At 33.0% G+C, this 26077-nt stretch carries 26 protein-coding genes and 1 pseudogene; 12 read left to right on the top strand and 15 right to left on the bottom strand.

Annotated features, from left to right (window positions below; all coding sequences use genetic code 11):
• Window positions 1–393: 393 nt before the first annotated feature.
• Window positions 394–883: pseudogene (locus COC46_RS23215) on the top strand (TMEM164-related integral membrane acyltransferase).
• A 289-nt stretch (window positions 884–1172) separates the two neighbouring features.
• On the top strand, window positions 1173–1532 hold the full coding sequence (locus tag COC46_RS00605) for a YgzB family protein (protein ID WP_098807845.1): 360 nt from the start codon (window positions 1173–1175) through the stop codon (window positions 1530–1532).
• Between the two features lie 41 nt (window positions 1533–1573).
• Here the strand turns inward: COC46_RS00605 and COC46_RS00600 are convergent, their stop codons facing one another.
• The 6 genes from COC46_RS00600 to COC46_RS00575 form a co-directional block, all read right to left on the bottom strand.
• Window positions 1574–2011 (bottom strand): Fur family transcriptional regulator, encoded by a 438-nt coding sequence (locus tag COC46_RS00600; protein WP_098807844.1) that lies wholly within the window; start codon window positions 2009–2011, stop codon window positions 1574–1576.
• A gap of 461 nt (window positions 2012–2472) precedes the next feature.
• Window positions 2473–2937, bottom strand: coding sequence for a thioredoxin-dependent thiol peroxidase (gene bcp, locus COC46_RS00595; RefSeq protein WP_098807843.1), 465 nt, complete (start codon window positions 2935–2937; stop codon window positions 2473–2475).
• Window positions 2938–2960: 23 nt separating this feature from the next.
• Window positions 2961–3368, bottom strand: coding sequence for a potassium channel family protein (locus COC46_RS00590; protein ID WP_098807842.1), 408 nt, complete (start codon window positions 3366–3368; stop codon window positions 2961–2963).
• Window positions 3369–3420: 52 nt separating this feature from the next.
• Window positions 3421–4206, bottom strand: coding sequence for an ABC transporter permease (locus COC46_RS00585; RefSeq protein WP_098807841.1), 786 nt, complete (start codon window positions 4204–4206; stop codon window positions 3421–3423).
• A 3-nt stretch (window positions 4207–4209) separates the two neighbouring features.
• Window positions 4210–5001 (bottom strand): ABC transporter permease, encoded by a 792-nt coding sequence (locus COC46_RS00580; RefSeq protein WP_098807840.1) that lies wholly within the window; start codon window positions 4999–5001, stop codon window positions 4210–4212.
• Complete coding sequence (locus COC46_RS00575; protein WP_098807839.1) at window positions 4994–6007, bottom strand: ABC transporter ATP-binding protein; 1014 nt, start codon at window positions 6005–6007, stop codon at window positions 4994–4996. The genes COC46_RS00580 and COC46_RS00575 overlap by 8 nt, the downstream gene beginning before the upstream one ends.
• Window positions 6008–6279: 272 nt before the next feature.
• Here COC46_RS00575 and COC46_RS00570 point away from each other — a divergent pair, with 272 nt between their 5' ends.
• The 3 genes from COC46_RS00570 (at window position 6280) to COC46_RS00560 (ending at window position 13634) form a co-directional block, all read left to right on the top strand.
• Entirely contained in the window at window positions 6280–7581 is a 1302-nt protein-coding gene (locus COC46_RS00570; protein WP_098807838.1) for a glutamate-1-semialdehyde 2,1-aminomutase, read from the top strand.
• 96 nt (window positions 7582–7677) lie between these two features.
• Entirely contained in the window at window positions 7678–12069 is a 4392-nt protein-coding gene (locus COC46_RS00565; protein ID WP_098807837.1) for a glutamate synthase-related protein, read from the top strand.
• A 467-nt stretch (window positions 12070–12536) separates the two neighbouring features.
• Window positions 12537–13634, top strand: coding sequence for an FUSC family protein (locus tag COC46_RS00560; protein WP_098807836.1), 1098 nt, complete (start codon window positions 12537–12539; stop codon window positions 13632–13634).
• 129 nt (window positions 13635–13763) lie between these two features.
• Here COC46_RS00560 and COC46_RS00555 read toward each other — a convergent pair whose 3' ends face one another.
• The 4 genes from COC46_RS00555 to COC46_RS00540 form a co-directional block, all read right to left on the bottom strand.
• Window positions 13764–15518, bottom strand: a complete 1755-nt coding sequence (locus COC46_RS00555; protein WP_098807835.1) for an ABC transporter ATP-binding protein — start codon at window positions 15516–15518, stop codon at window positions 13764–13766.
• 105 nt (window positions 15519–15623) lie between these two features.
• Window positions 15624–16154, bottom strand: coding sequence for a nucleoside tri-diphosphate phosphatase (gene ntdP / locus COC46_RS00550; protein WP_025671837.1), 531 nt, complete (start codon window positions 16152–16154; stop codon window positions 15624–15626).
• Between the two features lie 130 nt (window positions 16155–16284).
• Window positions 16285–16542: a YgaB family protein gene (locus COC46_RS00545; protein ID WP_098121523.1), complete on the bottom strand. Its 258-nt coding sequence runs from the start codon at window positions 16540–16542 to the stop codon at window positions 16285–16287.
• Between the two features lie 321 nt (window positions 16543–16863).
• The gene (locus tag COC46_RS00540) at window positions 16864–17058 is read right to left on the bottom strand and encodes a gamma-type small acid-soluble spore protein (protein ID WP_098807834.1); all 195 of its coding nucleotides are present in this window, start codon (window positions 17056–17058) and stop codon (window positions 16864–16866) included.
• Window positions 17059–17189: 131 nt separating this feature from the next.
• On the opposite strand from COC46_RS00540, the gene COC46_RS00535 reads away from it, so the two are divergent.
• Window positions 17190–17414, top strand: coding sequence for a hypothetical protein (locus tag COC46_RS00535; RefSeq protein ID WP_098807833.1), 225 nt, complete (start codon window positions 17190–17192; stop codon window positions 17412–17414).
• 328 nt (window positions 17415–17742) lie between these two features.
• On the opposite strand, the gene COC46_RS00530 is transcribed toward COC46_RS00535, so the two are convergent.
• A complete protein-coding gene (locus COC46_RS00530; RefSeq protein ID WP_098807832.1) occupies window positions 17743–18168 on the bottom strand; it encodes an SRPBCC family protein in 426 nt (141 codons plus the stop codon).
• A 319-nt stretch (window positions 18169–18487) separates the two neighbouring features.
• Here COC46_RS00530 and COC46_RS22025 point away from each other — a divergent pair, with 319 nt between their 5' ends.
• On the top strand, window positions 18488–18655 hold the full coding sequence (locus COC46_RS22025; protein WP_176545007.1) for a hypothetical protein: 168 nt from the start codon (window positions 18488–18490) through the stop codon (window positions 18653–18655).
• Window positions 18656–18842: 187 nt separating this feature from the next.
• On the opposite strand, the gene mutY is transcribed toward COC46_RS22025, so the two are convergent.
• Window positions 18843–19940 carry an A/G-specific adenine glycosylase gene (mutY, locus tag COC46_RS00525; RefSeq protein WP_098807831.1) on the bottom strand — a complete coding sequence of 366 codons (1098 nt, stop codon included), beginning with the start codon at window positions 19938–19940 and terminating at the stop codon, window positions 18843–18845.
• Window positions 19941–20023: 83 nt separating this feature from the next.
• Between mutY and COC46_RS00520 the strand changes: the two genes are divergently transcribed.
• Window positions 20024–21001: a metal-dependent hydrolase gene (locus COC46_RS00520; RefSeq protein ID WP_098807830.1), complete on the top strand. Its 978-nt coding sequence runs from the start codon at window positions 20024–20026 to the stop codon at window positions 20999–21001.
• 52 nt (window positions 21002–21053) lie between these two features.
• Here the strand turns inward: COC46_RS00520 and COC46_RS00515 are convergent, their stop codons facing one another.
• Entirely contained in the window at window positions 21054–21332 is a 279-nt protein-coding gene (locus COC46_RS00515; protein ID WP_098807829.1) for a YfhJ family protein, read from the bottom strand.
• A 117-nt stretch (window positions 21333–21449) separates the two neighbouring features.
• Here COC46_RS00515 and sspK point away from each other — a divergent pair, with 117 nt between their 5' ends.
• Window positions 21450–21608: a small acid-soluble spore protein K gene (sspK, locus tag COC46_RS00510; RefSeq protein ID WP_098807828.1), complete on the top strand. Its 159-nt coding sequence runs from the start codon at window positions 21450–21452 to the stop codon at window positions 21606–21608.
• 141 nt (window positions 21609–21749) lie between these two features.
• Here the strand turns inward: sspK and COC46_RS00505 are convergent, their stop codons facing one another.
• The gene (locus COC46_RS00505; protein ID WP_098807827.1) at window positions 21750–22076 is read right to left on the bottom strand and encodes a YfhH family protein; all 327 of its coding nucleotides are present in this window, start codon (window positions 22074–22076) and stop codon (window positions 21750–21752) included.
• A 156-nt stretch (window positions 22077–22232) separates the two neighbouring features.
• Window positions 22233–23048 carry a recombination regulator RecX gene (gene recX / locus COC46_RS00500; protein WP_098807826.1) on the bottom strand — a complete coding sequence of 272 codons (816 nt, stop codon included), beginning with the start codon at window positions 23046–23048 and terminating at the stop codon, window positions 22233–22235.
• Between the two features lie 79 nt (window positions 23049–23127).
• Here recX and COC46_RS00495 point away from each other — a divergent pair, with 79 nt between their 5' ends.
• The 3 genes from COC46_RS00495 (at window position 23128) to COC46_RS00485 (ending at window position 26049) form a co-directional block, all read left to right on the top strand.
• Window positions 23128–24021, top strand: a complete 894-nt coding sequence (locus COC46_RS00495; RefSeq protein ID WP_098807825.1) for a TIGR01777 family oxidoreductase — start codon at window positions 23128–23130, stop codon at window positions 24019–24021.
• A gap of 19 nt (window positions 24022–24040) precedes the next feature.
• Window positions 24041–25171 carry an amidohydrolase gene (locus COC46_RS00490; protein ID WP_098807824.1) on the top strand — a complete coding sequence of 377 codons (1131 nt, stop codon included), beginning with the start codon at window positions 24041–24043 and terminating at the stop codon, window positions 25169–25171.
• Window positions 25172–25488: 317 nt separating this feature from the next.
• Window positions 25489–26049 carry a GNAT family N-acetyltransferase gene (locus tag COC46_RS00485; RefSeq protein WP_098807823.1) on the top strand — a complete coding sequence of 187 codons (561 nt, stop codon included), beginning with the start codon at window positions 25489–25491 and terminating at the stop codon, window positions 26047–26049.
• The last annotated feature ends 28 nt before the right edge of the window (window positions 26050–26077 follow it).

The raw sequence follows: 26077 nt of genomic DNA, 5'->3' as shown, positions 1-26077 counted from the left end.
TCAAAGTTCACTTTGTCGCGTCAGTGGCGACTTTTTCATATTAACATTCTCACAAGAGCCTGTCAACATTTTTTAAATTCAATTTTTCTTTCGACGCCGTTATCTCTTGGCGACATAAAATAATATAACATCAATAAAACACACCGTCAACACTTTTTAAAAGTTTTTTCAAAAAACAATAAAAACCTTTTTCATAATAGGATACAACCGTAATTAATTGTTTGAAGTAATACAAAGAAATAATTAGTAAGAGAATGATTAATAATATATTGCTTGGGAAAATAATACGAAACCCTTTAGTATTTACACCTCTCTCAAAACCGGAATCGATGATATTGAATAATCCAATACTGTTGTGATCATTTTTAATATTGTTTCATCTGATTTAAAGTATTGGGACCAAATATTTGTACTTCAATAAATAAGAAGAAACAAGTAGATTTATTCATTCGTACTCTATTAATCATCTCAATGATTTCAGTTGAATTTCTATTATATGGATGGCTAATAAAAACGAATCAGTGGAATTGGGGAGATTCTTTACCACTCCAACTTTGTAGAATCAGTATGACCTTAGTTGTTATACGCTCGTTACAAAAAATTATAAAGTATATGAAGTCATTTATTTTTGTGGATTAGGCGGAGCCATCCAAACTGTCCTTACTCCAGATATACACCAAGCTTTCCTCATTTTAACTATTTTCAATTTTTTACTACTCATGGTGGAATCATTATCTCCATCTGTTACATGACATTTATATTTAGACATACACCAACATTCCGTTCATTGTTAAAGTCCTTCTTATTATTTAATATTACTAGCTATCCCAATATACTTGCTGGATTATTTTCTTTAATGAAATTACTTATTTTTAAGCGCTAAACCTGATGGGGCAAACTTGCTAGACTTTTTTGGTCCATGGCCATAATACTTAATTGTGCTAAGCTTGATTCTTATCCCCCATTTTTTGATTTTATATAGTATCTAATACATAAAAAGAAAAAATCAAACAAAAAAAATAATACGATTAACTATCCATTGATTTGTACTAGAATAGTCTAGCTTCTAATGTCTAAATCATTCATAAAATAAGCTCATATTGTTTTTCCATGTTAGCACTAACATTTCCTATTCCATTTATGCTATATTTACAATGAATGGGGTGGACAAAGTGGCAAAAAAGAAAAGTAGTAAAATTAATAATATAAGAACGTTTGCACTTTCATTATTATTTATTGGCTTTATCATTATGTATGGTGGTGTATTTTTCAGGGAGCATAAAATAGTCATGACGATATTTATGCTAGTCGGATTTTTAGCAATTATAGGTAGCACAGTTGTTTATTTTTGGATCGGAATGCTATCTACAAAAACGATTCAAGTTATCTGTCCGAGTTGTAACAAAACGACTAAAATGCTTGGAAAAGTAGACATTTGCATGTATTGCAATGAGCCACTTACATTAGATCCTTCTTTAGAAGGTAAAGAATTTAATGAAAAATATAATAGCAAACGAAATGCTAAACAATAGCATAACAAATAAAGCACATTACAATTATGTAATGTGCTTTATTATGATAATGTTTTTTCTTTACATTTAGGACAAATACCGTATACTTCCATTCTATGATTCGTTACTTCAAATCCCGTTTCCTTTTCAACAAAAAGATTAATTCCTTCTAGTCCATCGTAATGAAAGTCATTCATTTCACCGCATTTTTCACAAATGATATGATAATGATCTGTTGTTATATAATCAAAACGACTAGAAGAATCACCGAAGTTTAATTCTTTAACCATTCCTACTTCACGCAAAACTCTGAGATTATTGTAAACTGTCGCCACACTCATATTTGGAAATTTCCCCTCAAGTGCTTTATAGATTTCGTCAGCAGTTGGATGTGTTCCACTTCCTATTAAATATTCTATAATTGCATGCCTCTGAGGTGTAATACGTACGCCGCTATTCTTTAAATGTAAAATTGCATCTTGAATATTTTCCTTATGCAACGCCGCTCTCCCCGTTTCTTAAATTAGTTCCAAATTTACTTACTTATTAATAGTTTATTCAACTGCTAGAATATTTGTCAACTTTTTGAGAATTTCTAAAAAAAACTTGCCGATTATCGAGCCATAAGGTGATGACAGAAATGTAGTTGTATGCACTTATACTTAGTTCCTAAAATTTGCAATAACGCCAAGTCCCCTGTTTCCCTGAGAATTTATACATCCTTAATGCGTGAAAAAATAAGACCATATAATATCCCAAAACAAAAAAATGTGCGAGAATTCTCTCGCACTTCAATATGCTATCATCTGAGGAGGTATGCCCTATACTTCAATATATTCTCTAAAGCATTATAGGTATAGACGAAAAGCTCGATTATTTTAGATAAAACGATTCTTTCTCAAAAAAATCTTAAGTTATGTACATAATCAGGCTGTTTTATTACGAATAGTTTGTACAATTTTTATGAACGATTGATTAAACGATATACATCTTCTACATGATTCTTTACTTTTACTTTTTGCCAAACATTTTCAATACGTCCCTCTTCATCAATCAAGAATGTTGTACGTTCGATTCCCATATATTCCTTACCAAAATTATTCTTTAGCTTCCATACATCATATAGCTTAGCAATCTCAGTTGTTTCGTCTGAAAGTAATAAAAATGGTAATTGATGTTTTTCAATAAACTTTAGATGCCTTTTAACAGGATCCGGACTAATCCCTAAAATAACAGTTCCACTGTTCATAAATTTTTCATATGAATCTCTGAAGTCACACGCTTCTGTAGTACATCCTGGAGTCATATCTTTCGGATAAAAATAAAGAACTACTTTCTTACCTTTAAAGTCAGATAATGTAATATCTTCTCCATTACTTGCTGGTAAAGTAAAATCGGGTGCTTTTAAGCCAATTTCAACAGTCATAACAATCTCCTTAATCATAATTATTAACGTTCATCTTTAAATACTTGTAAAACAAAAGCCGCTGGCATCGTATAGCCAATCAGTGCTTCAATCATAGCAACCCATCTTCCAATCCCTACTGGTACAATATCCCCATACCCTACAGATAAAAGTGTGATTGCACTAAAATATAAGCATAACCCCATTATATGGTAATTAGTCCCTTCTACGGGAATAGAATGCTCAATTAAAATTGGATGCGGCCCTCGCTCTAAGATAAAATAGACTGCGCTAAAGCCTATAAGTACGGTTCCATATATTAAAAACAAAAGAATATAGTTATTAATTGAAATAAGACTTTTATTCACTTTTGTAGTTGAAGTATTCCATAAATACACTAGACTATACAAAATTGCAAATATAGCAATAAAAAAGAAAAAAGCAGTTCCCATTCCAATCACCTCATTTCAATTTATGAAACAAGCTATTGAAATAGACTACTGCTTAGTTACCTGCACCTTTATATTTTTTTACCCCTTGATTCCAAATCAAAACTGATAGAACAAAAACCACTATTCCCATAATTGGCGTTAAAAATGAATAGACATACCATTCACTTCTACGTAGAAAATATGCAGCTGGATAAACACCAACAAATGCAAAAGGTAAAATCCATGTTAACACAAAGCGAATAATTGGGTGGTAAATATTAATAGGGTAACGACCATAGTTTCCTATATTATACATTAAAGGCATGATGGACGTTCTTGCATCGGACCAAAAACCAATACTTGCTAAAGCTATGAAGATTCCCGCATAAACAAACATTCCACCTATGGCCATTAAAAGAAATAAAAACGGATCATACCAAGTTACTGTAAGTCCTAATTTAACACCAGCGTAAATCATTATGATTAATCCAGTAACGGCCCCTAGTAATGATTCTAACTCCATTTTTTCTAATATAACTTGAAACAGACTATGGATTGGTCGAGTTAAAATACGATCAAACTCTCCCTTAACAATGTATCGATCATTAAAATCCCAAATATTAAAAAATGAAGCAAAAAGAGCAAATGGTACTAAAAAGAATCCATAAATAAATACAATTTCGTCTCGGTTCCATCCTTCAATAAGTGAAGTATGATTGAAGACTAGTAATATAAAAATTAAATTAACAGCTTGCGACATTAAATCTGATAAAAATGATAAAAAGAAATTTGCTCTATATTGAAATTTAGTTTTTAAATATTGGCCAGAATATTGAAGAAAAATATTAATATAAAACATTCTTTAACCTCCTTGTATAACAAGATGCTTTTTAGCTTTATACCAAATAAGCGTAATAGGGATACATAAAATGCTGATCCATATAACTTGGAATAGAAGACCTCTTAAAATCAATTCGCCTTTCATTCCTTCAGCAAAAATCATACTTGGAATATAGCTGATCCCTTGAAATGGTAAGTACTTCATTACATCTTGTGCCCAAACCGGAAAGAACGTGATTGGAATTGTTAAACCTGAAAACAAATCAATGATGACGCGTTTAGCTTGAATAAAGCCCATATTATTTTGAAGAAAGAACGCCATTAGCCCCGTCAACAAATTCAATTGTGTATTAATAGTAAAACTGAAAACGGAAGCAATTAAAAATAAACCTAAAGTTTTTAAATTAAATGAAACATCTAAACGAAAGATTAATGCTACTAAAATAAAGCCAGGAATTGAAAAGAAAAAGAATCTAAAAATCCCCTCACCTAAACCTTGCATAACTTTAGTAAGCAAATAGTTATAAGGTCTAATAAGTTCAATTGCTACTTTACCTTCTACAATTTCTTCCGCAATTTCACGATCAAGATTATTAAAATAAAACGCTCTTGCCATCCAAGCAATTGCAACATAGGTAGTCATCTGATTTACCGAAACACCTTGAATGGAACCTTGGTGACCATATATTGCTTTCCATAAAAAGTAATAAGCTCCTATATTAATCGTGTAAATAACAATCCCGGTATAATAGTTAGTACGATACGCTAGCATCATTAAAAAACGGATACGAATGATTTCAATATACTTACTCATTACTAATACCTTCTTGATAGATGTTTCTTATAATTTCTTCAGTCGATATTTCTAACATCTTCATATCTTTAACTGGATTTGCTTGAACCACTTTAGCAATAACCATTGAAATAAGTGTTTCATCATTTGGTAATGTAATACTCCAAATATTTTCCCCTTCTTCTTGCTTCCATTTCACATCTGTTCGTCCAATTAATTCGTTTAATGAATGAAGATTAACAGGTTTAATAAACTGGAATTGAATTTCTTTTTCTTCGCCCCATTGACCTTTTAACTGTTCGAGTTTTCCATCATAAATGATTTTCCCCTCATCTAACATAACTACACGATCACATAGTGCCTCTATATCAGAAATATCGTGGGTAGTTAAAAGAATTGTTGTACCATATTTTTGGTTTAACTCTTTTAAAAACTCGCGAATTTTTAATTTTACTAAGACGTCTAAACCAATTGTAGGCTCATCTAAAAACACTAAAGGTGGATTATGAATTAATGCAGCGGCTAATTCACATCTCATTCTTTGACCTAAAGATAACTTTCTAACCGGTTGATCTAATAATGGTTCAATATCTAAAGTCTTAATGATGTAACCCATATGCTCTTCATATTGCTTATCTGGTATTTGATAAACTTTTTTTAGTAATCGAAATGATTCTTGTACAGCAATATCCCACCATAACTGCGATCTTTGTCCAAATACAACACCTATCGATTTAACAAAACGCTCTCGATCCTTTTGAGGATGGAATCCATTAACTGTTACATCACCTGAAGTAGGCGTTAGTATACCAGTCAGCATTTTTATCGTAGTCGACTTTCCTGCTCCATTCTCCCCAATATAGGCCATCATTTCACCTTTTTTAACAGAAAAACTTATATTATTAACCGCCGTTTTTGTTTTATAGTTTCTTGTAAACAAATCTCTAAATGCACCTTTTACACCAGAGCGACTTAAGAAAGTTTTAAATTCTTTGTGTAAGTTTTGAACTTCAATTATGTTTTCCATAAGACTTCCTCCATTTTTTATTCCGTCGCTTAGTGTATTTGAAATATGATCGAAGTACAATAAAAAAGCACTGAATAATCATTTCCAATTTTTTCGGGCTATTTTTATAAAAAATATAGATTCTACAAAATGTTCAAATTTCTTTCGAAGTTGTAAAGGCTTACATTTACCACGCACTAAAATTTCGTGCTAGAATGTAATTTAACCACATAAATAATGTAAAGATGCCGGTTAACTTCTTTCATTTTTTTATTAATAATGGGAGGTACTCCATGAATAATCAAAAGTCAATTGAAATACATAATGAAGCTTTAGAACATATCGTTGGAGGAGTAAATAGTCCTTCAAGATCGTTTAAAGCAGTAGGTGGCGGAGCTCCTGTCACAATGAAACGTGCAAAAGGTGCATATTTTTGGGATGTTGATGGCAATCAATATATAGATTATTTAGCAGCATATGGTCCTATTATCACTGGCCACGCTCACCCACATATTACAGCTGCAATTACAAAAGCAGCAGAAAACGGTGTCCTTTACGGCGCACCTCATGAACTTGAAGTACAATTTGCAAAAATGCTAAAAGAAGCGATTCCTAGTATGGATAAAGTCAGATTTACAAATTCAGGTACAGAATCTGTTATGACGACTATTCGTGTAGCAAGAGCCTATACTGGCCGTACTAAAATCGTTAAATTTGCTGGGTGTTATCACGGTCATTCAGATTTAGTACTTGTTGCTGCAGGTTCTGGTCCATCTACTCTTGGTACTCCTGATTCAGCTGGTGTACCACAAAGTATTGCAAACGAGGTTATTACAGTCCCATTTAATGATATTGAGGCATATGCAGAAACAATGGAAAAATGGGGTCACGAAGTAGCTGGTGTACTTGTTGAACCAATCGTTGGTAACTTCGGTATCGTTGAACCAAAGGAAGGATTCTTAGAAGCTGTAAATGAAATTACGCATAATCATGGTGCATTAGTTATTTATGATGAAGTGATCACTGCCTTTAGATTTATGTATGGTGGGGCACAAAATCTGCTAGGAGTTGAACCTGACTTAACAGCTCTTGGAAAGATTATCGGTGGTGGACTACCGATTGGAGCATATGGTGGTAAAAAAGAAATAATGGAAACAGTTGCCCCTCTAGGTCCTGCTTATCAAGCTGGAACGATGGCTGGTAATCCCGCATCAATCGCAGCTGGCATTGCATGTCTTGAAGTATTAAAACAAAAAGGTGTCTATGAAGAGTTAGATCGCTTAGGTACAATTCTTGAAAAAGGTATTCAAGAAAAAGCAAATGAGCACAACATTCATATTAAGATCAACCGCTTAAAAGGTGCTTTAACAGTTTATTTCAATGTAGATGAAGTAACAAATTATGAAGAAGCAAAAAAATCAGATGGCGAAGTTTTCGGTAGATTTTTTAAACTTTTATTAGAAGAAGGTATTAATTTAGCACCTTCAAAATATGAAGCTTGGTTCTTAACTACAGCTCATACTGAACAAGATGTTAACCAAACAGTTAACGCTGTTGGGAATGCATTCCAAAAATTAGCTATGATAAAAAAATGATCTATCTGAGGTCACTCCAACTCTTGAAGTGACCTCTATTCATACATAGTTAATTCTGAATAATCAATCTTTTCATCATATATAGGAGGTAGTTAAATGAAATATCAAACAAAAACAGAATGGTCACCGGGGTTATTTAGAGATTATTACAATAGCGAACATGATGCATGTGGAATTGTCGCATTTATCAATCGATCAATCACTCAAACAAGAGAAACGGTCGATATCGCTGCTGAAAGCTTACGAAAGATGAATCACCGAGCGGGATTTACAAATGGTGAAGGTGATGGCGTAGGAATTCAAACCGATATCCCTACCTTACTTTGGCAAGAAAAACTTTCAACTGTAGGAATTAGTCCAGAAATCGTTTCTCATCCATCATTTACAGTGGGACATTTCTTTTTTGATGAAAAACTAGAAATACAGTCCTTGTTGCAAATTTTTGAAGAAAATGGTTATGAAACTTTATATCATAGTTCTAATCAAACCTGCACTTTGGCCCTTGGTCCAATCGCTCAAGCTGTCGAACCTGAATTCTTACAAGTAGCCTTACTTCCAATTAAAAATCGCCAAAGCACACCTCTCTATGATTTAACAAATATTATTAGCAAAAAAACAAATATAACTGTTGTCTCCCTAAGTCAATCAACATGTGTTTATAAAGTAATGGGAACAATCGACACTTTATTGTCATACTATTCAGATTTACAGCAGCCTAATTTTCAATCATCCGTAGTAGTCGGTCATAATCGCTACTCAACAAACACATCTTCTTCGTTTTCAAGAGTTCAACCATTTAGCATACTTGCACATAATGGAGAAATTAATACGATTGAACAATTAAGGATTGAAGCAAAACAAATTGGTGCAAATATACAACATGGAAATAGTGATTCACAAGATGTAAATATAACATTAGAAACACTAATTCATAAATTTGATTACTCATTGAAAGAAGCGATGGAATTATTATTTCCACCTGTTCCGGCAGAGTATGAATTAGATCAAGAAGTGAACTCTATTTACAATACAATTCGAAGTGCGTTCGGTCCTTATTGTCAAGGCCCTGCAGGAATACTGACAAGAGAAGGAAACGAATTTGTTGCAAGTGTTGACGCATTAGGGTTACGTCCTGTATGGCTACTTGAAACAAATGATTATTTTGTATTTTCATCAGAGCAAGGTATTCTTTCTCCAGAATTATTTATATCGGAGCCACACGCCCTTTCGCCTGGAGAAAAAATCGGGATTAATTTACTAAAGGACCATGCTCAGTTATTAACTCATCGTGAATTAACACATTTCGTTACATCAAAACTAAATGATAAATTAACGATGAATTTAGCAAATAAAGATGCAAATTCAACTGATTACGTAGAACATTCTCCGCCTTCTATTCATCCGTTTGAATACGGTGCTTTTGGATGGCAAAAAGAACAAATTCAATTAGTTGATCAAATGGCTGAAAAAGGCGCTGAACCTATCCGCTCTTTAGGTCATGATGCTCCACTAGCTTGTTTGGATGATGCTAGAAAAAATATTTCAGACTATATGAAAGAAACCGTTGCAGTTGTAACGAACCCTGCCATCGACCGTGATCGAGAAACAGAGCATTTTTCTATTTCTGTTATTATTGGAAAAAGACCATCTATCTCAAAGAAAGATTCGGGAACTGTTCTTTTGCTCTCATCTCCAATACTTGGTGATGGTTTTGTAGGAAGTACTCTAAAGGCTAATCGTCAACAAATTACTTTTGAAGAGGTTCTAAATCTATATCACTTAGAAAATAAACTATATACAATTCATAGCACTTTTTCTAATTTACCTTTAGAAGAAACATTATCTCAATATAAATACGAAGCAATTGAAGCTGTGAGAAATGGTGCAGAATGTATTGTTATTACAGATGAAGAAGCACATAAAAATAATCAATATTGGATTGATCCAGCTTTAATTACAGCAATCATCCATAATGGACTTGTGAGTGCCCAATTAAGAAGAAACTGTTCGATCATTATAAAAACGGCAGCAGTTCGTAATCTTCACGACTTAATGGTTATAAAAGGTTTAGGTGCAGATGCAATTAATCCTTATTTCCTTTTTGGTACAATTTCAGAATTGGAAGCACCGGAAAAAATCGTAAAACTTTATGATGTTTTAAATAAAGGTATCGAAAAAGTTATCTCAACAATTGGTATGCATGAAATACGAGGCTATGCAAAAATGTTTAGTAGCATTGGTCTACAAGAAGATATCGCCTCATCATTAGGCGTAATAAATTTCTTCGGTGATCAAGCAGTTTCTGGATTCAAACAATTAGAGACTGATTCGAAAAAACGATATGAAGATTACAACGCAAATAATTCAACTATGCCAAAATCTTTCCATGTGTTCCCTCGAATTTGGAAAGCTATTGGAGAAACTGCACAAACAGGAAGTTATGAAGCATATCGTCAAAAATTAAATCAAATTGAAGAAGAACGCCCAACTGCCCTACGACATGCACTTTCTTTCGTTGAAAGTAATTCACCTATCGATTCAAGTCAGGTCTCTTTGGAAATTGGTACTCATTCATTACCATTTATTATTAGTTCAATGTCATTTGGATCTCAAAATGAAATTGCATTCAGAGCATATGCTGAAGGTGCTAATCGACTAAACATGATTAGTTTAAATGGTGAAGGCGGAGAAATCCAAGATATGATTGGAAAATATCCAAATACTCGTGGACAACAAATTGCTTCTGGCCGATTCGGGGTTAATGCCAATTTACTCCACTCTTCTAACTTGATTGAAATTAAAATCGGTCAAGGTGCAAAACCTGGTGAAGGTGGACATTTACCTGCTTCAAAGGTTACGCAAAAAATAGCAGAAACAAGAAACGCAACACTAGGATCAGATTTAATTTCACCTTCAAATAATCATGATATCTATTCAATTGAAGATTTAGCCCAAATGATTAGTGAAATTAAAGCAGTAAATCCTAACGCAAAAGTAGCCGTAAAAGTCCCTGTTGTTCCTAATATCGGTACAATCGCTGTCGGTATCGCAAAAGCAGGTGCAAACTTCATTAATATTAGTGGCTTTGATGGCGGAACTGGTGCAGCTCGTGTTCACGCAATACAAAACGTTGGTTTACCAGTAGAAATAGGTGTTCGTGCAGCCCATAATGCACTGCTAGAATCCGGTTTACGTAATTCCGTAGAGATTTGGGCAGATGGCGGAATGAAAAGTGTGAATGACGTAGTAAAAATGATGATTTTAGGGGCAAACCGAGTAGGATTTGGAACTTTATCAATGATTGCAATTGGATGTACGACTTGTCGTGGATGTCATTTAGATACATGCCATGTTGGAATTGCAACTCAAATTGAATCTGAGATTGAAGCGATGCGTCACGGTTTACGAAAATTTACACCAAGACAACTTGAAACAGCAGTGACAAATTTAGTACAATTCTTCACTGCATTCAAAGATGAATTGCAAGTGATTGTAGGTTCTTTAGGAGCTAATAATGCTCAAGAACTAGTTGGTAAAACAGAATACTTAAAACAAACAAGATTTTTAGATACTTTAAATTTATCTAACTTATTATCAACTAATAAAATTGAAGCTAAAGAATATGTCTTGTCTAATGGAGAATCTGCTAAAGTACTTCAAAGTAATGATGTAGGAGTGTATGCAAAAGTTGACAGTGAATATCGTCATGCAGGTAGCCTACTAATCCATGACTTAGTCGTTAAAAAACAAGCAAAAGGTGTAGCTTCGCCTATCGCGCTAAGCTTTGAAGATCAATCCATTCCTGGAAATGGTTTAGGAACGTATACAGTAGAAGATTATTCTGTATTCGTTCAAGGTGGCGCACAAGATGGAGTAGCAAAAACTGCTTTTGGTGGAACAATATTTATTAGTAAAGCGCTAGGTGCAAACGGACAATACTTTGGTGGTTCTGTCGGAAAATGCTTTGCTTATGGTGCACAAAAAGGACAATTCTTTATCCAAGGTAACGCAGACTCTCGAGCAGGTATTCGTTTGTCAGGCGCAGATGTAATAATCGGTGGTCATAACCAATCTAGTCAACCAGTTTCACAAAAAACACGTTTAGGTGCAAAGGCAAATATAAACGGATTTGCTTTTGAATATATGACTGGTGGTCGTGCAGTAGTTCTAGGAGATCCAGGTCCTTGGATGTGTGCGGGTATGACTGGCGGAGTGATTTACGTTAGAAACTCTTCTGAATTAGGTCTTACAAAAGAAGCTTATCAAAATCGAATCGCAAAAGGTGCGAGTGTTAGTATTGTATCAGTTGATGATGCAGGTAAAAAGGATCTAAATGAATTATTAGAGAAATACAAGTCACTTTTAACTCAGCACAATCAGCATGAGGAGGCTGAATTTGTTCAAAGTCTATTAGACGATATTGAACATAATTTCTTACAAATTAAACCTAAAAAAGAACAAGCAGATCCATCTGTTTCAACTGAATGATTTTATAAAAAGGCTCTGTTAATATTNNTTGAGACCCGGAGGCTTGCTCAAGAAGGCTCAAGTCACGCCCCATGGAAAGCGAAGTACCTGGAATGGAAAATCAACATTCTTTTTTAACGGTGCCTATAAAAAAGAAGCGAGAAATTTCGCTTCTTTTTTATTATCATTTTAATTTTCCCCTCTTCCAATCGTTATAAAGCCCTTACATTTTTAAGTTCCAAATCTTTTAATTTGACTAATAATTTAATCTTTTTAACACTACATATAATTAACATAATTTCTTAAAAAATTGTATTGATAATGCGTGTAGTTCATTGTATAGTTACAAGATGTTAGACGAGAAAGAATAAAGATTACTTTTTAATTTAAGTAATTTTATGTAATAATTAGTAGTTTAGTAGTAATATAGTTAAACGTTCATATTTCATTACAAGCTTTAAGCTAGATAAACAAAAAGGAGTAATACAATGAGATTAGGAGCGCGTGTTCTAAAAACTGGTATAGCTATTACGCTCGCCATTTATAGCGCGATGTTTTTTGATTTAACAACAGCTTCAATTGCAGGGATTTCTGCTATTTCGGCATTAAAATCGTCAGTAAACCAATCATATAAATCGTTAGTTGAACAACTTCAAGCTAACTTAATTGGTGCGATTCTGGCAATTATTGCAGTACTCACGCTTGGAAATAATCCGGTTATTATAGGATTTACATGTATTCTCGTGATCATCATTACTTTAAAACTAAAACTTGAAAATACAATCGCTACAACATTAGTCACAGTAGTCGTAATTATGGAAGTAAGTACAAGCACTGAACACTTTGCCATTTTTACGTTTGATCGTATTATGGCTGTATTAATTGGTGTTTTTGCTGCATCATTTGTAAATATTTTCTTAATGCCTCCAAACTACGAAAAAAAATTATCTCGTGGCATGATTTCTGTTACTGAGCAAACGAATAAATTAATGATGATGGCTTTACACAAAACTGTTAGCCATAATGGATTAAGAGATGAAATTTACCAGTTAAGAGATGTCTTAAGAAACGTAACGAAATTATATCGTCTATATAAAGAAGATCGAATCATTATTATTGGACGAAAGAAAAAAGAACATGAAAAAGCTCGTAAAATCGTATTGTTTAGACAAATGCTTCTCACAGCTGATAACGCATTTGATACGCTAAAAGCTTTAAACCGATTAGAATATGAAATAAATACATCTCCGAAAGAATTTCAGGATTTGATTAAAAATGAGCTAACATGCTTAATGCAATTTCACGAGCATGCATTAATGAAACTACTCGGTAAAGTAAACTTTGACCAAACCGCTCCACTTCATAGAGAAGAAAATATATTAAAAGATAAATTAACAAAGGCATTCTTGGATCACCATGATATAAATGATGAAGAAAAACAAAAAACATGGTTACATCTATTCCAAGTAGTATCTGCCATTTTAGAATATAGCGAAAACGTAGAACATTTAAATACACTTGTAGATAGTCATCAAACTTATCACAAAGAATATCAAGTACAAGTTGAGCAAGTTGAAACCATGTAAAAAACTTTAATACAAAAGCCTCCAATTATGGGGGCTTTTTATAATTTTGAAAATAAAATCACCATAGTTACCACAATTTAAAAAACGCACAAAGAAAAACTAGTTTCTTTGTGCGCCCTTATAATTAGTCTATACCGAACTACTTTCTAAATTTTGAATTTCAAACAAATGATAATAAGCTTCTTTTCTAGCCATCAATTCATCATGCGAACCAATTTCTACAATATGTCCTTGGTCAATATAAACGATTTTATCTACATGAGTAATCGTAGATAGTCTATGTGCAATAAAGATTGTTGTACGATTCTTTGCTAATTCATGAATCGCGTCTTGTATATACTTTTCATTTTCTAAATCAAGAGCGGATGTTGCCTCATCAAATATTAGGATTGAAGGATTTCTTAAAAATACACGGGCAATTGCTACACGTTGTTTTTGACCACCAGAAAGCTTTACTCCTCTTTCCCCCACAAGCGTATCGTATCCATCTGGTAAACTCATAATGAATTCATGTGCATTTGCTGCTTTGGCAGCTGCAATAATTTCTTCTTCGCTAGCATTTGGATTTCCATAGTGTATGTTCGCTTTAACAGTATCACTAAATAAGAAATTGTCTTGCAAAACAATACCAATTTTTTCACGTATGCTTTTTAAATCATAATCTCTTACGTCAACACCGTCAATTTCAATTGATCCTCTAGTTACGTCATAAAAACGTGGTATTAAACTAACTAACGAAGATTTCCCTCCACCACTGGACCCAACTAAAGCAATTTTTTGACCAGGTTCAATCTTGAAGGTAACATCTTGAAGAACTTCTTCGTCTTTAGAATTATACTGAAAGGATACATCATTAAAGTATATTTGACCTTCTAGTTTTTTTGCATAAGTCGGATTATCTCGATTAACGATATCATATTTTTCATCCATTAATTCAAAGACACGATCCATCGATGCAAACGATTGTGTTAAAGAAGTTGAAGAATTCGCTAATCTTCTTAATGGATCATATAAACGATCAATATACCCAACGAATGCAACCATCTCACCGAGTGTTAAACGGCCGTGAATAACTTGATATGCAGAAAAACCGATAATTAATAATGGACCAATATCAGTTAATGTATTAATGATTGTGAACGTTCTAGCATTCCAGCTCGTATGTTTTAGAGCACGATCTAAAAACTCACCATTTTTTTCTTTAAATAGTCCGCTTTCATAATCTTCCAATGCAAAGCTTCGTGTTACTTGCATCCCTTGGATTCTTTCAGTTAAAAATCCTTGAAGAACAGCTAAAGCTTGAGATCTTTGACGAGTTAAGAAACGAAGTCGACCAAAAAAGTACTTTACTGCGATCGTATAAAATGGCAATACGATTAACGAAACGAGCGTTAACTTCACATCCATTGTTAACATGATTGTCACTGTAATTAAAATCGTAATTAAATCTAACCATACATTCATTAAACCAGTAATAACAAAATCTTTAGTGGATTCTACATCGTTTATGACACGTGAAATAACCTCACCCGTCTTTGCATTAGCATAATATCTTAAACTAAGCTTTTGAAGATGTTTAAATAAATGATCTCTAATGTCAAATAATATTCGACTACCGATGTATTGAGCGTAATACTGTCTGAAATACTCAATCGGTGGTCTGACAATAACAAAAATTCCAAACGCAATTAGCATGATATAAATAAGATGTGAGCTTTTAGTTGCGATTGGTAATGGTCCATTAATGATGTTATCTACTACATATTTTAATAAAAACGGTAAAATCAATGGGATTCCAAATTTAACGATACCGATTGCAATCGTTAAAAATATATGAAATCGATATGGTTTAACAAATTTTAAATAACGTCTAATACTACCCATATTTTCATCCTTTCATATCATTCAAAAAGAAACTGTTGAGCATCGAATTTATCTTTCCTTAGATGGTTAAATCTCAGGAAGACTAAGTCCGCTCAACAGTTTCAATTAATCACGATACATTAAGAATCGCTCATACCAATTATCAATAAAATCGGTAGCAAACGGTCCTTTTCGTTGATGAATTAATTCCTTTAAATAACCTAAGTTCTTTTTTAAGATTGGGTCAATTATTGGAGGATAATTCATTATTTGTCGATGATTCTCATATTCATCTTCATCTAACAGCACGTAAGTCATATCTGGAAAAACTTTAATATCAAGATCATAATCAATATACTTAATGGCACCATCTTCATAGACAAATGGGGAACTAATATTACAATAATAATAAACTCCATCTTCTCTAATCATTCCAATGACATTAAACCAATAATCCATATCAAAGTAACAAATTGCTGGCTCTCGTGTAACCCATGTTCTACCGTCCGATTCGGTTACAAGCGTGCGATCATTTGCGCCAATCACTAACTGCTGCGTCCCTTTTAAAATGGTTGTTTCTTCCCATATACGATGAATATGTCCGTTATGTTTATAACTATGTATCTGTATTTTTTCTCCCGGCTTGGGAACGTTCATGATTTCTCCCTTCTTTCTAGTGTGGACGCATTTCAACACTTTATTTATACTTTACATTTATATTATAACTAGTTCTTATCCATTTTTAAACAAAAGGGAGTGCAATTTGGTAATATGACCCAATGTTTTTTTATTTTAACGCAATTTTTCTCTCATCTGAGAAAGATTTAATAATTTGTTGAGTCTGTATTAAAAAAGTGTCTTGAATAGCTTTTAATTCAGTTCGCATTATATGTATTTCATCTTGGATAGAAGATAATTTTGATAAATCTTCTAATTCAAATAGTTGGTTTTCAATTTCTTGACATCGTTCAATTTCTTCTTGAATCTTTATTAATTGATCCATTGTTTCAAGTTGACGACTTACCAATTCATCGAATACTTGCATACTATTCACCATCCTTATTTCATTAATACACTATTTCTTGAAAACTAACATAATCCCTTTGACTACATTTGACGATATTTGACTATTGAGAAGAAATTAAAAATTTCATGTGTAAATATGTGGATTTTTAATGTGGGGACTTAATTTTTACACAATAAAAGAGCACCCTAATATGATTAGGGTGCTCTTTTTGAACGTACTTTATAACAACTAGACTGCATGATCTCTCATCGGACAGGAAGATGATTGTAGAAAGTTAGCTACTATAGCTCACTACCCTCTCATCAACAGCGCACCTCTAGCAAAATTTTTTTAGGGTTCTTATTGTTGGTTTTGTTGTCCAAAGTTTTTAGAAGCAGCTTTTTGAGCAGATTGTTGATTTGCTTGTTTTACTGCTTGAACATCAGTTTCACTTGAAAACTCTTGTCCAAAACTTTGGTTTTGTTGTTTAACTTTTCCAATGTTAGTACCAGCTGCTGTTTTTCCAGCATTGAATTGATTGTTGTTGTTGTTCATGATTTATCACCTCCACGAATAATATGATGTCCAATAGCCGGTGTAATATGTAAAAAAATTTAACTTTATTTTTTTGTTTAATGAACCGTTCGAGTGGAAAACTATGATCAGTAAATAGGAGGAGGTTTTTTATGTACGTTGGGAGAGATCTTTCGGAATTATCAATGACTCCAAAAACTAAGTGGAAAGACAGTGAATTAGAATATTATCATCATTCATTTCAACAAATTACTGGTTATTTAAATGTTGAAGGGAACACAATGCAAAAAGAAATAATAAAAGAAATTGAATCTCGTGGTGGTCTTCATCGAAATGAGGCAGACTGGACAAATGGGACTCGCCCTACTATTGATTAAACTGATTTAACCAAGAATAGTCCATTTCAAAAAAATCCTAGCATACATTGTTGGGATTTTTTTACGTTGTTGCAAAAGAATTTGTCAATTCATCTATATTATCCAATATAAAGGAAGCTATATTGTTACTTTCCACTACAGGATGCTCGATCTGAGTATCCTCAGTGCGACTGGGGTCTTTAGTATTCCCTCTTTTCCCATAGGTGTCGAGCACTTCAGTTTTAATCAACTTTTTTATCAAAAGAAGTAAACATAAATTTTTTTATTTATTTGTCTGATAAGGCAAATAAAGAGAATGATTCAATATCACCATTCTCTGAATGTCTAATTATAAGTTGGTTTGTTCGGCATATTTTTTGAAGTTGTCTAAAATTGCTTGCCATCCTTGTTGTTGAAACTCAACAGGATTTATTGTTTCAGGATCGAATATTTCAATTACCTCTGTTTCGTTTTCTTTTCCACTAAATGTAATATTAACTTTTCGTCCATCACCTAGAGTATATGCAATAACCTCATATTTTTTTACTTCATCATAAGTCCCACCAAAGTCAAAACCAAAACTACCATCCTTTGCTTCCATTCTTGAACAGAATTCTCCACCAACACGTAAGTCATTCTCTGCACTTGGTGTGTGCCAGTCGTCTGAAGGACTGTTCCATTTTTTTATATGTGTAGGTTCTGTCCAAAATTCCCATACTTTTTCGATTGATGCATTAATAGTTGCTTTTACCGTTACTTTTTTAGTTGACTCCATTTAAATACCACCTCACTTGATCACAATATATTTTTAAAATAACCATCATTTGTAGCTTTCTATATTGTATACATTTTAAAAATTTATTCGATCTCTTCATTTTTTTGTTTCTCCTCATCTATACTAAATTGCCAAAACAAGCTCCCTGTTATTCAAGTATTACATGCTATAGTTACAAATCACAAACTGATTAATTGCAGTTTTTTTATTGAAGAAACTGGCAGTACAGTTCAAAAAAAGGATTCATTGGAATTTAATGGAAATATAATGTAAGTAATAAATATAATAAATTATCTACTACGAGAGGGTGAATTAGAACGTGATATGGATTGCAGGAGGTATTGTTGCTATTATTGCATTTGGATTTTTTATGGAAAAGAAGTTTGGAACTGGCGCACTAAATAAAAGTGATAATCAAACAATGAATGAAGAAATTGGGAGATATACAACTAATCACATTAATACGGATAATACTCCTCGTCAATAGGTTTTAAATAAAAGAAGATTGATTTCATCACAATTAAATGCATTATTCAATAAGCGTTCCTAACGGTTGTCTAATTAGACAGCTCATTTCATAGGTCAAAGATCACCCATTATGAAGTAGTTTATATTTCAACACAATGAAAAAAATCCCAACACACAGCGTTGGGACTTTTTTTATTGTAAATTAATTACTGAAGTTTTTCAATTTGCTGGTAGATTTTTTGATGGACTACAGGAAATGGTAGTTCTTTACACTCTTCTAACGTAACCCATTTTTGATTACTTGATGAACTTCCCTCATTTATTGCTTCACCGACATATACATCCATTTTCCATACAAGATGTGAAAAAACATGCTCAATATTAAATTGATAAGATAACCCTTCAACTTCTAACTGAGCCTCTTGATTTAAGAAAAAGCTAAGTGTGTCACTTTTGGATAATATCGTTGATTGTAACTCTGCAGTTGGAAACTCCCACATATTAGCAAGTAATCCACTAGAAGGTCTTTGTTGAATTAAATATTGATTATTTTTATTCTTAATCACTCCGACCGCTAGATTAACTGGTTTCGGGGCTTTCTTTTTACTTTTTATAGGAAGCTCAGAAACAACTCCAGTATCGAAAGCTAAACATTGTTCCCTTACAGGACAAAGTAAACAGGCTGGATTTGTCGGAGTACAAATTAATGCACCTAGTTCCATTAAGCCTTGATTAAAAGAAGATGGATCCTCATGACTAATTAATGCTCTAACAGCTTGTTCGAAAATTTTTCTGTTTTTAGGGACACCAATATCCTCCCAAATTGTTAATATTCTAGAAAAAACCCTCATTACATTCCCATCAACCGCTGGCTCTGGCTTACCATATGCAATACTTAGGATTGCACCCGCAGTATATGGTCCTACGCCTTTTAATTTGCTTATTAATTCAGGAGTATCTGGTACCTTACCTGAATATTCTTCGTGCACTTCGCGGACAGCAGATTGTAAATTCCTAGCTCTAGAATAATATCCAAGCCCTTCCCATGATTTTAGTACTTTTTCTTCATCTGCATTCGCCAAATCGGCAATAGTAGGGAAATTTTGCATAAACTTATTATAAAAAGGGATTACCGTATCTACTCTTGTTTGTTGAAGCATTATTTCTGAAACCCATACTCGATATGGGTCTTTATTCTTTCTCCAAGGTAAATCTCTTTGTTCTGCTAAAAACCAATTAACTAAATTATTTTTAAAGTCATTTTTGGGGAAAACTTCTAATGTCTTATTTAAATCATCATTCATAACTTATACCTTTCTATAACATCAATATGTTTTGGTTTGTAGTCAATACTATAATTAAAAGGGTAAGTAAAGGGAGGAACAAAATGGATACTGGTACTCATCTTGTAATGGGATTTACACTTGGCGGATTAGCAACCCTGAGTCCAATTGTCCTACATGACCCACATTTGACAAACTCACTCTTATTAACAACGATTATCGGATCACAATTACCAGACAGTGACACGATATTAAAACTAAGAAACAACGCAAAATACTTAAAACATCATCGTGGAATTACGCATTCAATTCCAGCAGTCATTTTATGGACGTTATCACTTTCCATCATTATGACACTATTTAATAATAGAGAACACTTTGGACTCTATTTATTCTGGTCGTTCATTGCCGTTAGTGTACATGTTTTTGTTGATTTATTTAACGCGTACGGAACCCAAGCATTGAGGCCATTTTCAAAACGCTGGATTGCATTTGGCATCATAAACACATTCGATCCAATTATTTTCGCAATCCATTTAATTGGCGTTCCATTTGTTATTTTTCATTTTAGGTCTGGTCCAGTATGCGTCTTGCTCTATTTAATAATGGTTTTTTACTATGCGTTTAGATATCGACAAAAACAAATCGTAATTCAAACGGTTCGAAAAAAATTACCAGATGTAAAACGAGTCTATGTTTCGCCTTCTATAAAATACACTCATTATCATATTGTAGCAAGTACAGATTCTCATCATTACGTTGGTAAAATTAAGAAAAGGGTCTTTAAAATACACGACGTATTCAAAAGAATCCCTTTACCAGTTATTGAAGATGTAAAAGCAGCCTTTAAAGACCAAAATGTTAAATCCTTTCTAGCATTCTCACCCGTTTACATTTGGGAATTAATTGGATACGACGACCATAAGGAATTACGACTAATCGACCTAAGATACCGAACTGAAACATACTACCCATTCGTTGCGGTAGTGAAATTCGACTATGAACATCATATCATCAGTTCATTCACAGGCTGGATTTTTAGCGAAAAAAAATTGCAGAAAAAATTAAAGGTGGAAACTTAATTAATCAAAAAATAACCCTTAGCAAATTTAATTTTTGCTAAGGGTTATTTAATTAATGCAACAGGTCATTCTTCTCTTTCGGTTCTATCATTTCTAAACCTGGTGGCTTTGCTATTTTTATATCTGTTTCATGTAAATATTTCCCATACTGGAAGATAAATTGTTGAACAACTTTTTTAGACATTTGTTCTCCATGGTATTCTCCAGCCTTTGCATAAGTTGCTTCAAAATCTTCCCAAAGCCATTCAACCCAAATTCTTGCTTGAGAGTATGTTAAATGACTATTTTCTTTAAGTAATAACTCGGTTAATTGCTCTAAATATTTCTCCATTAAATTACACCTTCCAATTTTTAAACATCTATTATGAACATATCTAATTTCAAAATGGTCATCATAAGGATGATGGTTTATTTCATCAATTCGTTTTAATCACTAGGGGGTATTCGAATGACAACAAAAAGCGAACGCTTTTCAGCACAAAAGCACGATGCGAAAATTGATGGATCGATTGATTACAAATCAAAAAATGCATCTAAACGTCCTAACGGTCAAATAAATACAAGTCCACAAAGAAGAATGGCAAAAAGTGATCCTAGTAATGATTAATCAATAAAAATGAAAAAGCCAGGGTCTTTTTAGTCCCTGGTTTTGAGACTGTTAAAGACGCTTTTTTCAAATTTTTTCACACAAGAGTCATATTAATCCTCGAAAGACTACATTTTTTACTCAGTCTGAATTATGTTTAAATCAATTCGTCCCTTGTTTCTTTAGTAATGCAATTGGAATTCCTATTTCTTCTTCACTAGTGCTCTTATGACCCCAAGCAAAAACACCATTCATATATGTGATCATAAATAATACACCGGGTTCCTCAATTAATTCATATTGCTCCCCAGGAATAAACTGACTTGCGTCTAATAAATAAGATTGAGCCATTGTTTTTTTACGAAGTATTACTTCAAGTTCATTAATCATATCCATTTGTTCAGCTTTTCTAGCTTGGTGATTTAAATTGCTGATTTCTTGAACTAATTCATCTTTTGTTAAGTCACTATATCGTTTTGGAATTTGCATTTTAAGTCTCCTCTAAATCATTTAGATACATTTATTATATCAAGCTAATAACAGACAACCAATTAATTTAGTTTCAGACAATTGACAAACGCTCGCTTTCTTCGTTGCNNGCAATCAGTCTGAAAATCAATGATTTTGAACTTTGTCTAAATTAATTTAGTTTTCATCCTCGTCTAAAATTAAAATTGCTTTTTCGATTAGATCAATAGGGAATCCTTTTCGAAATAATACTGTTTTCATTTTTTGAGTATATTCCCAACCACTTAATTTTTCGTATTTCTTTTTTGCTTTTCTAGCATGTATTAATAGAGCCTCTAATTCATCATCTTCTTCACTTTCATACTGAGTTTCTTCAATAGCGATTGCAATGATATTAGAAGAATATCCCTTTCTTCTAAGTAATTCTTCAAGCTTTGCTTTTTTTTGGTTTGTTGAGTACTTTGAAAGTGAAGAAACTTTTTTTTGACAAAGTGAAATGGCATGTTCAATTTGTTTTTCATTTGAAAACATAGTTAAGCTTTTTTCTATGATAGAATGTTGAATACCTTTTGCTAATAGTTCATTCTTAATGATCGTTGGTCCTTTTAAAGTTGTATTAATAGAAGTACGGACATAACTTTCAGCATATTTCTCTTCATTAATATACCCTTCTTCTTCAAGTCGAATTACCGTAGTTTGAATTGTATCAATTAAGAATTCTTGTTTTGATAAATATTGTTCTATTTCTTTTTTTGTTCTCATCATTCTAGATAAATAAACAATACTTGAGAGATAAGCCTTCCTTAATTGGTCAGCGTTTAGTATCTCTTCAATTTCGTATTGCTCAAATGAAAGACCTTTTTTCAAATTAAATTTAACGAGTGTATCAGCGTCTACACTAAATGCGTATTCTTCACCATTACCACTATCTGTATAAATATTAAATCGTTCACTATTTAATTTTTGAACTTGAATTTTCGTAATAATAGACATAATTTACCTCAAAAGAAATTTTGTTTTTATATACACATAAAAATAATAATATCATATTATGAATTTAGGAGATGCGTGGATGAAAATTCTTCTTACAGGCGGTACAGGGTTTATTGGATCTCAATTAATAAATGAATTTATTCGACATAAATATCAATGTTATATCGTCACAAGAAATATAAAGACATCAACTAATCCATTTATTACTTATATTAATTGGGATCAATTAACCTCGAATTCTTTCGGGGAGTCAATCGACATAGTGATAAATTTAGCTGGAGAGTCAATAAACAGCGGTAGATGGACTAAGCAATTAAAGGACAGAATTCTACAAAGTCGTATTAAATCAACAAATATTCTAATTACATGGTTTGAAAGACAAGCCCATCGTCCAAACCTTTTTATTAATGCGAGTGCAATAGGGTTTTATGGAACCTCGCAATCTATTACTTTTAACGAACATGACAAGCCTATTTCAAATGATTTTTTAGCATCAACTGTACGGGAATGGGAAACTGTTGCAATAAAAGCAGAAGAACTGGGGATTCGGACTATTTTCGCTAGATTTGGTCTTGTTTTAGGGTTAAACGGTGGAGCACTCCCAAAAATGATTCTGCCATATAAATTATTTATTGGCGGCCCAATCGGTAAAGGTACTCAATGGATTTCATGGATTCATGAAAAGGATGTAGTTGGACTCATTCTTCATATGATAAAAAATACAGAAATCAGGGGACCAATCAACTTAGTTTCACCTAATCCAGTAACTATGAATGAGTTTAGTAGACTCCTTTCATCAGCTTTACACCGACCTAATAAACTAAAAGTTCCCGATTTTGCCCTTCAATTACTACTAGGTGAAATGAGTATGCTAATTTTGGAAGGTCAAAAAGTTATGCCTTCTATAGCTATTCAAACTAATTATAACTTTCAATTCCCAACTTTAAAAGAAGCTTTATCGCTATTAAATTAGTATTTTGAAAGGATTTATCATGAATTTATTATTTAAGAATGCAACCATTTTCCCAATTACATCTCAAGTCTTATATAACCATGATTTGTTGATTGAAAATGGGAAAATTAAAGAAATTGCACCTGAGATTTATTCTATAGAAGATCAAACAATCGTTATCGAATGTGCAGGTAAACCCCTTTTTCCAGGTTTTATTGATGTACACACTCACTTAGGGCTATATGATGAAGGAACTGGATGGGCTGGAAATGATGCAAATGAAACGATTGCAGTGTTGACTCCACATATTCGATCAATGGATGGGATATTGCCACTTGATGTAGCATTTACTGATGCGATCCAACATGGTATTACAACAGCTCATATCATGCCTGGAAGTGGAAACGTAATTGGAGGAACAACTTGTACAATTAAAACATATGGTAAAAGTGTCGATAAAATGATTATTCAAGAGCCGTCTGGACTGAAAATTGCTTTTGGTGAAAATCCAAAAAGAACTCACAGTAACGGTAATAAAGAATCAATCACTAGAATGGGAATTATGGGGATGCTTCGCGAAGCCTTCTATGAAGCTAAAAATTCGCATAACCCAGATGACTTTCGAATTTTACCAATTATTAAAGCTTTAAACAGAGAAATTCCAGTAAGAATTCATGCTCATCGTGCAGATGATATTTTATCAGCTATACGTTTTAGCGAAGAATTTAATTTAGATATACGAATTGAACATTGTACAGAGGGTCATTTAATAGTTGATCACTTAAAAAATCGAAACCTTCAAGTATCTGTTGGTCCAACATTAACTAGACGTTCAAAAATCGAATTAAAAAATAAATCCTGGACTACATACAAAGCTCTTGCTGATATTGGGGTAAGTATTTCAATCACAACCGACCATCCTTATACACCAATACAGTATTTAAATGTATGTGCAGCGATAGCAGTTCGAGAAGGTTTACCAGAACTCGAAGCATTAAAAGCAATTACGATTAATCCAGCAAAAAATCTTAATTTATCTCATAGAATTGGTAGCTTGGAACTCGGGAAAGATGGTGATGTAGTGTTATGGTCCCATCATCCGTTTCACTATATGGCTAAACCATTACTCACTGTCATAGATGGTAGAATTGTGTATAAAAATATCGAATAATATTAGTTTGCAATTTGATGAAAATCGTTTATTATAGTATAGTAAGAACTTATGCGGTAAATTAAATAGAAAGTGTAAAAACACTTTTCTTATATAGTATTTTAACGGGAAAGGCAAATGGTGAGCCACCAGTAAATCGCTGGTCCTAGTGGGTTCGATTCCCACCCCGAAATTTTAGGGTGCATTAAAAAATTATTCACAATTTATTCATAGTTAATGCACTTCACAGGACTTTAAATTTTATTGTTTAGTCCTCACAAAAATTTCGCGGGTGGCGTAACCTTCTTTCGCTACCCTTATGATTAGGAGGAGTAGAGATGCTAAAACAGCGAGATTTACAAGATTGTTCTGTACTTTTTGAACTTATGGTGCATCCTGATGTCTTTCCCTTTGTGCGCCATAAAGCAAATTCGTACGAGGAATTCTTATTTATCACAAAACAAGCAATCGAACTAGAAGAACAAGGAAAAATGATTTCAAGAACAATCTTAGATGAGTGGGGTAACCCTATTGGCAACATCTCATTACATGATATTGAAGCTGGATATGGCTTTTTAGGAACATGGTTAGGCAAACCTTTTCACGGAATGGGTTATAACAAACCAGCAAAAGACGCTTTCTTCCACGAGTTATTTCACGATTTAGGAATAAACTCTATTTTTATGCGTATCCGTAAGATTAATAAACGCTCTTTTTATGCTGCAAGTAAACTACCATACGCAACTTTAGCGAATGAATCACGTAAAAGCTTGTATGATGAAATTAATCAAAATGAAGAAATTTACGATCTATTTGAAATTACGAAAGACAATTATTTATTGCATACTATGCGTGAAGATTATCAACAACATGAAGTTACACATTTAAAAGAAGCATAATTTAGTATATCAGCCACAAAAAATGGAG

Source organism: Bacillus sp. AFS041924 (assembly GCF_002577195.1).
Classification (GTDB): domain Bacteria; phylum Bacillota; class Bacilli; order Bacillales; family Bacillaceae_G; genus Gottfriedia.
Note: the sequence above shows the minus strand (reverse complement) of the source record. Positions and strands in the feature narration are given on the sequence as shown.